Raw genomic sequence first — 8754 nt, 5'->3', positions numbered from 1 at the left:
GACGAGACGGCGGGGGACGCCGTGCTCGGCCGCCACCGCCGCGAGGGCCGCCTTGCGCGGTGTGCCGGTGGCCTCGCGGGCGGCGACCTCCGCCGCGAGCGTGGCGGAGAGGACGGCCGCGGCCGGCGTGCCCGGTTGCGGCGGCGCCTGCGACGACGTCCCGGGCCGGCCCGCCACCACCAGGGTGATCTCGCCCCGGATCTCCCGCTCACGGGCCCAGGCCGCCAGCGCGCCGAGATCGTCCCGGACGGTCTCCTCCCAGGTCTTGGTCAGTTCGCGGCACACCACGGCCGCGCGGTCGGGCCCGAAGGCCGCGGTAAGATCGTCCAGTGTCGCGGGCAGCCGGTGCGGAGCCTCCAGGATGACCAGTGTGCGCCGCTCCCCGGCCAGCTCGGCCAGGCGTGACCGGCGCTCGCCCGGCCGGCGCGGCAGGAAGCCCTCGAACACCCAACGGTCGGTGGGCAGCCCGCTGACCGCGAGCGCGGCGGTCACCGCGGACGGCCCGGGGACGACCGTCACCGCCACCCCGGCCGTGACGGCGGCGGCCACCACCCGGAAGCCCGGGTCCGACACGGCCGGCATGCCCGCGTCCGTGATGAGCGCGACGGTGGCTCCCGCGCGCAGGTGGGAGAGCAGGAAGTCCGCGCGGGAGGGCTCGTTGGCGTCGAAGCAGGAGACCACCCGCCCGGCGATCGTGACACCGAGGGCGGCGGTCAGCCGGCGCAGGCGGCGGGTGTCCTCGGCCGCGACGATGTCGGCGCGGGCCAGCACCTCGCCCAGGCGGGGGCTGGCATCACGCACGTCACCGATCGGCGCACCGCAGAGCACCAGAGTTCCGGACACCCGCCGAGTCTGCCAGGTGCCAGCACCTACATTGATGCGGTGGCGGTGACAGCGACCTATCCGACCGTGGACGGCGGCGAGCCGCGGGCCACGGTAGTTACTAAAAGTAATCACGATGGCCTGAGCCCACGGGAACGGCTGACACCGCCGATGCCCACCGACCGGCTCGCGGGCTGGCTCGCGTCGCTGGCGATCGCGGCGGTCGCCGGTGTCCTGCGGTTCTGGCAGCTCACCGAACCGCGCGGCATCTACTTCGACGAGGTCTACTACACCCACGACGCCTACGGTCTGCTCACCCACGGCTACGAGTTGAGCGACATCAAGAGCGGGTGCGACGGCCCCGGGTTCGTCGTCCACCCGCCGCTGGGCAAGTGGCTGATGGCGGTGTCCGAGTGGCTCTTCGGGTACACCGACTGTGCCGGGATCCGCCACGGCAGTCCCGAGCTGGGCTGGCGTTTCGCCTCCGCGGCCGCGGGGACGCTGGCGGTGCTCGTGCTCGCCCGGACCGCCAGGAGGATGTTCCGCTCGACGCTGCTCGGCTGCTTCGCCGGCCTGCTGCTCGCCTTCGACGGCCTGGAGTTCGTCCAGAGCCGGATCGGCATCCTCGACATCTTCCTGATGACCGGGCTCGTCCTGGCCCTGGCCTGCCTGATCCTCGATCGGGATCACGGACGGGCCAGGCTGGCCGCCAGCCTCACGGATACCGACAACAGCCCCCTCGCCGGACGATCGGGTAAGGACGCGTCCGAAGCGGGAAACATCGATCCGCGATCAATAAGTAGTCTGTATAAAACAGACAGTAAGAAAATCCGCTTCGGGGCACGTCTGGGTGTGCGCCCGTGGCGGCTTGCCTGCGGGCTGTGCCTCGGGGCGTCGCTGGGGGTGAAGTGGAGCGCCGTCTACACGCTCGTGGGATTCGCCGCGCTGGCCATCGCCTGGGACGCCGGGGCACGCCGGACGGCGGGTGTGCGACGGCCGCTCCTGGCCGCCGTGCGCCGGGACGGGCCACAGTGGTCCACCAGCTTCGTCCCGCTGCCGGCCATCGTGTTCCTGGCGACGTGGACCGGCTGGTTCGTCACCGGCGGCGGTTACAACCGCCACCGCTTCGGTGACGGCATGTGGGGGACGCTGCACAGCTGGTGGGACTACCAGCAGCAGATCTTCCGCTTCCACGAGCATCTGGACGCCTCGCACCCGTACGCGTCCAAGCCGCTGAGCTGGCTGGTACTGGCCCGGCCGGTCGCCTACTTCTACAGCACCCCCAAGGCCGGGGAGCCCGGCTGCGCCTCCCAGGCCGGCTGTTCCCGGGAGATCCTCGCGATCGGCAATCCGGCGATCTGGTGGGTCGGGGTGGCGGCGCTGGTCGGCGTGCTGGCGCTGTGGGTCAGCCGCCGGGACTGGCGGGCGGGCCTCGTCCTGGTCGGCTTCGCGACGTCGTTCCTGCCGTGGCTGGCCTTCCCCAACCGGACGATGTTCCTGTTCTACGCGCTGCCGCTGCTGCCGTTCCTCGTCCTCGGGCTGACCGCGCTCGCGGGGGTCGCCCTGGGCCCCCGGACCGCCTCCGACCTGCGGCGGCTTGTCGGTTCGCTGATGGTCGGCGTCTACGCGATCGTCGTCGTGCTGCTGTTCGTCTACTTCTATCCGATCATGGCGGCGCAGGTGGTCCCGACTTCGGCGTGGCGGGTGAGGATGTGGTTCCCGGGCTGGATCTGAGGCGCTGCGGCCAGCCGCTCCGTCGCCGCCGGGCCCGGCGGGGCCCGCCTGGTCGGTCCAGCCGGCCTGGTCGGCAGGTCCGGCCCGGCGGCGCCGCCGGGCTGTCGGTTCTCGAGGGCGGACGAGCCGACACCGAGCAATCTGTCAGTCACCAGACCTCCTGACACGACCAACAATAGGAACTATATGTAAGTATATTGATACTTATAGTGATGTAGCGGCGGGAGTGGACTACGAGTCACCCACTTTGGGCAAGTAAATCTTGCATTAAGTAACATCATTTCCTGAAACATACGAATACGTCCGTCGGTTACCGGGGGGTGCCTGCCGGTACGACTACGCGATCAGGGATGGTGGGAGGGACCAGACTGGCTTCTCGCGGCCGACACAGGGCCGACACAGGAGGAAAGGAACCACCATGGCGGATGTCTCGGTACGCTTTGCGATGACCGATGACAGTGAGATCGTGCTGAACCTGTCGCTCACGCAGGCGATCCGACTGACCGAAGCCATCGCGTCCAAGGTCAGTCAGGCCATGACGGAACAGCCGCCACGAGGCAGCCTCAACGGCAGCTCCTACGGCGGGCCGTCCGTACGCCCCGGCCCCTACTCCACATCCTGATCCTGACGGCTGGCCCGTTGACCGCCCCCGGGCTCTCGGACAAGGTGCGGTGGCACAGCCCGCGGGCAACGCGGGAGTCCCCAAATTTTTCGCCCCGCGAAAAATTTGGGGTCACCCTGTCAGCTGGGCGATGAGGGCTCGTAGTAGTTCGAGGTCGCGGCGGCGGATCTCCGCCGGTGAACGGCCGTCCTCGCCGGTGGGGACGAACGACGCCCGGACGCCGCGCAGTTTCTCCCGCAGGTACTGGACCGCGTGTGGCGGCAGCAGGCCCTCACGCAGGAGCAGGACGACATGCCCGCCGTGCTCGACAACGTCGACGGGAGCGGCCATGGCCATGGTCACGACCCGGATGCCGAGCGGTTCCACCCGGTCGTACACCAGGAGTAACCGGTCCTCCGCGATGATCTCCGCTGTGCCGTCGTCCCACAGCACGGTTGCCCGTGGAGCCTCCGAGAACAGCCAGCCGGCCGCCTCGACCCGGACCAGGTCGTCCCCCGGTGCGGGTTCACGGCGTGGCGCCGCGCGCACGGCCAGGACGGTCCCGCGGCGCGACCAGACCCCACCGCCAAGATCATCAACCGGGGACACCCGGTCGCCTTTGGCGAACATGACAAGACCGCCTTGACCATTCTGTGCCGTTGGCCCCTGCGCCGGCATGCTGTGATCGTAGAGTGACGTGAACGACCGCCGGCATGGACGCCCGGACCCTGACTCCAGATCCGCCCCAGATCGCGCCCATTTGAACACTTTTCGTTACAAATTCATGATAGCCCCAGGTCAGGACCGATCCATCCCGACCGTTGCCGGCAGGCATCCAGCCGACAATCCAGCTCGATGATCATTTCCCCTGGCGCCGGACCGCCACGGACCGGCCTCACCCCCAGTGCCGCCAGCATTGACGTCACTATCAGTAACACCGCCGCCAGTAACACCGTCGCCAGCAACGCCACCGTCAGCGATGCTGTCCCACCGCCGCCGGCGTTCCTCGGCGGCCCACTCCGCCAGGGCAGCGCACTGGCTGTGTGGCGACGCCGGGCGCCACCGACATCGGCAGCGCTGACATCGGCGCCACTGACATCGGCAGCGCTGCCGGACGCGGTGCCGGCAAGCTCCAAGGTAGCCCCACGGCGGTCGATCGGTATCGCCTGACACTTCGAGAAGCTGACACTTCGAGAAGTCGGCGCTCACGGGCCGGCGGCCGGACGTACGTTCGCGGAAGCCCCGGGCCCGTGCCCGGTGGATACCGATGGCTGGCGACGGCCGGCGGCCGGCGATGGACGGCTGCCGCCCGAACGGCGCCCGCGTGATCGAGAATCCACCGCATACCGCCCGGACGTACCGCCCGGACGATGATTCCGTCGACAGCCCACCGGAGAGGCCATCCATGCGCGTGACCGGTTATCCGCCCATCGAAGAGCACGCGGTCATCGGCGACCTGCGCACGGTGGCGCTCGTCGCGACCGACGGCACCATCGACTGGTACTGTCCGCAGCGCTTCGACGGGGCCTCGGTGTTCGCCAGCCTGCTGGACGCCGAACGCGGCGGCTCCTTCCGCATCCACTGTCCCGGCTCCCGGGCCAAGCAGCTCTACCTGCCGGACTCCAACGTCCTGATGACCCGTTTCCTCGCCCCGCAGGCCGTCGGCGAGGTCGTCGACTTCATGGTCCCGGTGGACAGCGACGTCACCGAGTCACCGCACGCGGTCGTCCGGCAGGCCAGGGCGGTACGTGGCCGGGCCGAGTTCTCGCTGCGCTGCCACCCGCGCTTCGACTACGGGCGGGTATCACACACAGTGACGATCGTCGAGGGCCAGGGCGCGGTGTTCGACTCTCCCGTCGGCAGCCTCACCCTGCGTACCGCCATCCCGCTGGCCAGCGACGGCACCGGCGTCACCGCGACATTCGCGCTCGATACGGGACGCAGCGCGGACGTCGTCCTGGAGTGGAACACGCCGATCCGCCCACTGGTGGACGGCGAGGCCGAACAGCTGTTCAACCGTACCCTGACCTACTGGCAGAACTGGCTGCGCCGCAGCCGCTACCACGGCCGCTGGCGGGAGATGGTGAACCGCTCCGCGCTCGTGCTCAAACTGCTGGTCTACCGGCCCACCGGCGCGCTGGTGGCGGCGCCCACCACCTCCCTGCCGGAGGAGCTCGGCGGCATCCGCAACTGGGACTACCGGTACACGTGGATCCGTGACGCCGCGTTCACCATCTACGCGCTCATGACGCTCGGGTTCACCGACGAGGCCGCCGCGTTCATGGACTGGCTGGAACAGCGCTGCCAGGAGGCCCCCGGTGACAAGGGCCTGCACGTCCTGTACAGCGTGGACGGCAACGCCGACCTCGACGAGATCGTCCTCGAGCACCTGCGCGGCTACCGCGACTCGAGACCCGTGCGGATCGGCAACGGCGCCGCCGGGCAGCTCCAGCTCGACATCTACGGCGAGCTCATGGACTCGGTGTACCTCTACAACAAGCTCGCCGCGCCGATCTCCTTCCAGCTGTGGGAGGCGCTCTCCCGCCAGCTGGACTGGCTCGCCAAGCACTGGGAGGAGCCCGACGAGGGCATCTGGGAGACCCGCGGCGGCCGGCAGCGCTTCACCTACTCGGCGCTGATGACCTGGGTGGCCTTCGAGCGGGCGTGCCGGATCTCCCGGCAGCGCGGCCTGCCCGGCCCGACCAACGAGTGGAAGGAGTACGCCGGCCGCGCGTACCGGTTCGTCCAGACCGCGGCGTGGGATCCGGTCCGTGGCGCGTACATGGAGCATCCCGGGTCGTCCCGGCTGGACGCGTCCCTGCTGTGCATGCCCCTGGTGAAGTTCGCCGGGCCCACCGACCCCCGTTTCCTCTCGACCCTCGACCGTTTCGGCGAGGAACTGGTCAGCGACAGCCTGGTACGCCGTTACGCGGCGGACGGCAGCGACGGGCTGCACGGGGACGAGGGCACCTTCAACCTGTGCTCGTTCTGGTATGTCGAGGCGCTCACCCGGGCCGGCCGGGTCGCCGAGGCCCGGCTGGTGTTCGAGAAGATGCTGACCTACGCCAACCACGTCGGCCTGTACGCCGAGGAGATCGGGCCGTCCGGGGAGGCGCTGGGCAACTTCCCGCAGGCGTTCACGCACCTCGCCCTGATCAGCGCGGCCCTCCACCTGGACCGGGCCCTCGGCTGACCCCGGACCGGGCTTCTGGCCGGCCGAACGTCCTGGCCGAACGTCCTGACCGAACGTCACGGCCCGGCGGGCGGACGGCCCGCTCGTGGCGGCTGCTCCCCCCGGCAACGGCCGGGTGACGGTCTTCTCCTGAGGGAAAGTCCGCTGGTAGCCGACATGTTGCTGACGTCTGCCCGATCCACCGGCAGGATGGTTGGTACACGTGGCTCACCGGGGTGGGACACGCCGGACGCCGGCGGATGGCCCGGCACCGGCGGGCCGGACGCGCCGGCAGGGGCGGGGCAGCGGCCGACGCAGGCCAGGGACGAAGGACAAGGGGCGCGACGATGGCGGGACTTGACGGTTTCCGGGTCGTGGTGGCAGCCGGACATGATGCCGGGACCGGTGTGGTGGTCCGCCTGTCGGACGTTCTTGTCATCGCCAGCACCGGCCGCCCCGGCACGTCGGACATGACCAAGACGCTGCTGGCGCTGTGCGCCGAGGCGGCCGGCGAGGCGGGGGCTGCCTCGGGGACGGGCCGGCGGCTGGTGCGCCGGGTCGCCGGGCTGCTCGTCGACGCCGACCCGGAGGTGGTACCCGACTTCGCCCTGCTGGCGGAGGTCGGCGACCGGCTGGCCGTGCTGATCCACGGCGCGCTGGAGGTGGTCGTCCACGGCCCCGCCCCGCTCACCCTCTCCGGGATCGAGTCGGCCACCTGGGTGGACCGCCTGCTGCCGACCGGGTTCGCCCGCCTGGACATCGGCCCGGCCGGCACGCTCGGACCGGCCGGTGTCGGCAGCGCCTACGGCGCGGCGAACAACCCGGCCGCCGACGCCTTCCCGCTGGACCTGCGGATCGGGGCGGTACCCGGTATCGGGGTGAGCCTGGTGGCCAGCAGCGGGCCCGTCTTCGTCCCGCCCCGAGGGGCCGATGAGGACTTCGCCGCCGGCTTCGGCGGGCCCCGCAACCCGATGACCGGGGCGGCACCGATCCCGTCGGTGGACGCCGCGCCGGCCAGGGGCGCCGACGGGTCGGTGTCGAGCGCTCCGCCGGCCCTGACACCGCTGCACAGCAAGGAGCGGGAGCGCGGCGCGGAACAGGGCTACGGCAAAGAAGAACAGGGGTACGGCAAAGAGGACGGGCACGGCGAGGAGCAGGGGTACGGCGAGGAGCAGGGCTACGGCAGGGAGCAGGAGCACGGCAGGGAGCAGGAGTACGGCAGGGAGCAGGAGCACGGCAGGGAGCAGGAGCTCGACACCGCCGCCCGGCTGCGGGCCGCCGAGCCCACGCAGCTCGAGGACTTCGCCGCGCTCACCGCCACGAACGACGATCCGCCGACCGAGCTCGCCGGGCACGACCCGGCCGCGCATGTCGAGGACACCGAGAGCGAGGCGCTGACCGAGCTGCCCGGCCGCGGCTTCGACGTCGCCGACCTGTTCGACGACCAGGACGCCCCGACCATGCTGCCGGGCAGCTCCGAAGCCCAGGTCGAGGGCATTCTCTGCGCCAACGGCCACTTCAACCACCCGGCCGCGCCCTACTGCACCGAGTGCGGGCTGTCCCTGGCCCAGCAGACCGGCAACCCTGTCCGGGGGCCGCGGCCGACCATCGGGGTGATCGTCTTCGAGGACGGCCGGACCGTCAACGTCGACAAGGACATCGTGATCGGCAGGCAGCCCGACCGGGACGACGCCGTCCGGGCCGGCCGCGCGATTCCGTTACTGGTCGAGGACGGTGAGAGCGCGGTTTCCCGGGTCCACGCCGTCATCACGCTCAACGGCTGGGACGCGGTGATCGCGGACCAGGGCTCCGCGAACGGGACGTACATCGCCCCGCCCGAGGCGACCGTGTGGACCCCGTTGAACCCGCACGAACCGGCCCCGCTGGTCCCCGGGACCAGGGTCCAGGTAGGCAAGCGGACGTTCGTGTTCAACTCCCAGATGCAGATCTGACCACGGTGGCCGACGACAGCACGGACGGCACGACGGCGAAGCGGGCCACCGACGCGGCCACGCCCACCGACGGGCACGCCGACAGGCACGCGGGCCGGATCCGGTCACGGGCGTGGCCGCGGGCGTCCTGGGTGGCGCTGCTGGCCGTGGTGGCGTTCGCCCTGGTGGCGGCCGGTGCGGGCCTGCGCGGTCTCGTCGAGCGTCCACCGGGGGCGGACTCGGTGGACGCCGGGTTCGCCTACGACATGTCCACCCATCACGCCCAGGCCGTCCAGATGGCGATGGTGGAGTTCCGCGCCGGCGCGGATGTCACCCAACGCGGCGTCGCTCAGGACATCGCGCTCGCCCAGCAGCGGGAGATCGGCATCATGTCGGCCTGGCTGACCGGCTGGGGCCTGCCGCAGGTCTCGACCGAACCGCCGATGCGGTGGATGCGGGACAGCGGCGGCCACGCTGGTCACGACACCGGCCAG

Annotated in this window: 7 protein-coding genes; 5 read left to right on the top strand and 2 right to left on the bottom strand. The window is 70.9% G+C overall.

Features of this window, described 5'->3' with window-relative positions:
• On the bottom strand, positions 1-843 hold an 843-nt coding region (gene rsmI, locus NBW84_RS12170; protein WP_250284620.1), incomplete at its 3' end, for a 16S rRNA (cytidine(1402)-2'-O)-methyltransferase.
• A 150-nt stretch (positions 844-993) separates the two neighbouring features.
• Here rsmI and NBW84_RS12165 point away from each other — a divergent pair.
• Positions 994-2556 (top strand): phospholipid carrier-dependent glycosyltransferase, encoded by a 1563-nt coding sequence (locus NBW84_RS12165; protein ID WP_250284636.1) that lies wholly within the window; start codon positions 994-996, stop codon positions 2554-2556.
• Positions 2557-2974: 418 nt separating this feature from the next.
• Positions 2975-3178, top strand: a complete 204-nt coding sequence (locus NBW84_RS12160) for a hypothetical protein (protein WP_013872226.1) — start codon at positions 2975-2977, stop codon at positions 3176-3178.
• A 111-nt stretch (positions 3179-3289) separates the two neighbouring features.
• Here the strand turns inward: NBW84_RS12160 and NBW84_RS12155 are convergent, their stop codons facing one another.
• Positions 3290-3787, bottom strand: a complete 498-nt coding sequence (locus tag NBW84_RS12155) for a hypothetical protein (RefSeq protein WP_250284617.1) — start codon at positions 3785-3787, stop codon at positions 3290-3292.
• Positions 3788-4562: 775 nt separating this feature from the next.
• Between NBW84_RS12155 and NBW84_RS12150 the strand changes: the two genes are divergently transcribed.
• From NBW84_RS12150 to NBW84_RS12140, 3 genes are all read left to right on the top strand, one after another.
• Positions 4563-6350, top strand: coding sequence for a glycoside hydrolase family 15 protein (locus NBW84_RS12150; protein ID WP_250284615.1), 1788 nt, complete (start codon positions 4563-4565; stop codon positions 6348-6350).
• 326 nt (positions 6351-6676) lie between these two features.
• Positions 6677-8281: an FHA domain-containing protein gene (locus NBW84_RS12145; protein WP_250284612.1), complete on the top strand. Its 1605-nt coding sequence runs from the start codon at positions 6677-6679 to the stop codon at positions 8279-8281.
• Positions 8282-8286: 5 nt separating this feature from the next.
• Positions 8287-8754: DUF305 domain-containing protein (locus tag NBW84_RS12140; protein ID WP_250284611.1), on the top strand; the 468-nt coding region annotated here is incomplete at its 3' end.

The sequence above is a fragment of the Protofrankia sp. CiP1_Cm_nod2 genome (assembly GCF_920664355.1).
In the GTDB taxonomy this organism is placed as follows: domain Bacteria; phylum Actinomycetota; class Actinomycetes; order Frankiales; family Frankiaceae; genus Protofrankia.
The sequence above is the reverse complement of the archived record's forward strand: the minus strand, read 5'-3'. Positions and strand labels throughout refer to the sequence as shown.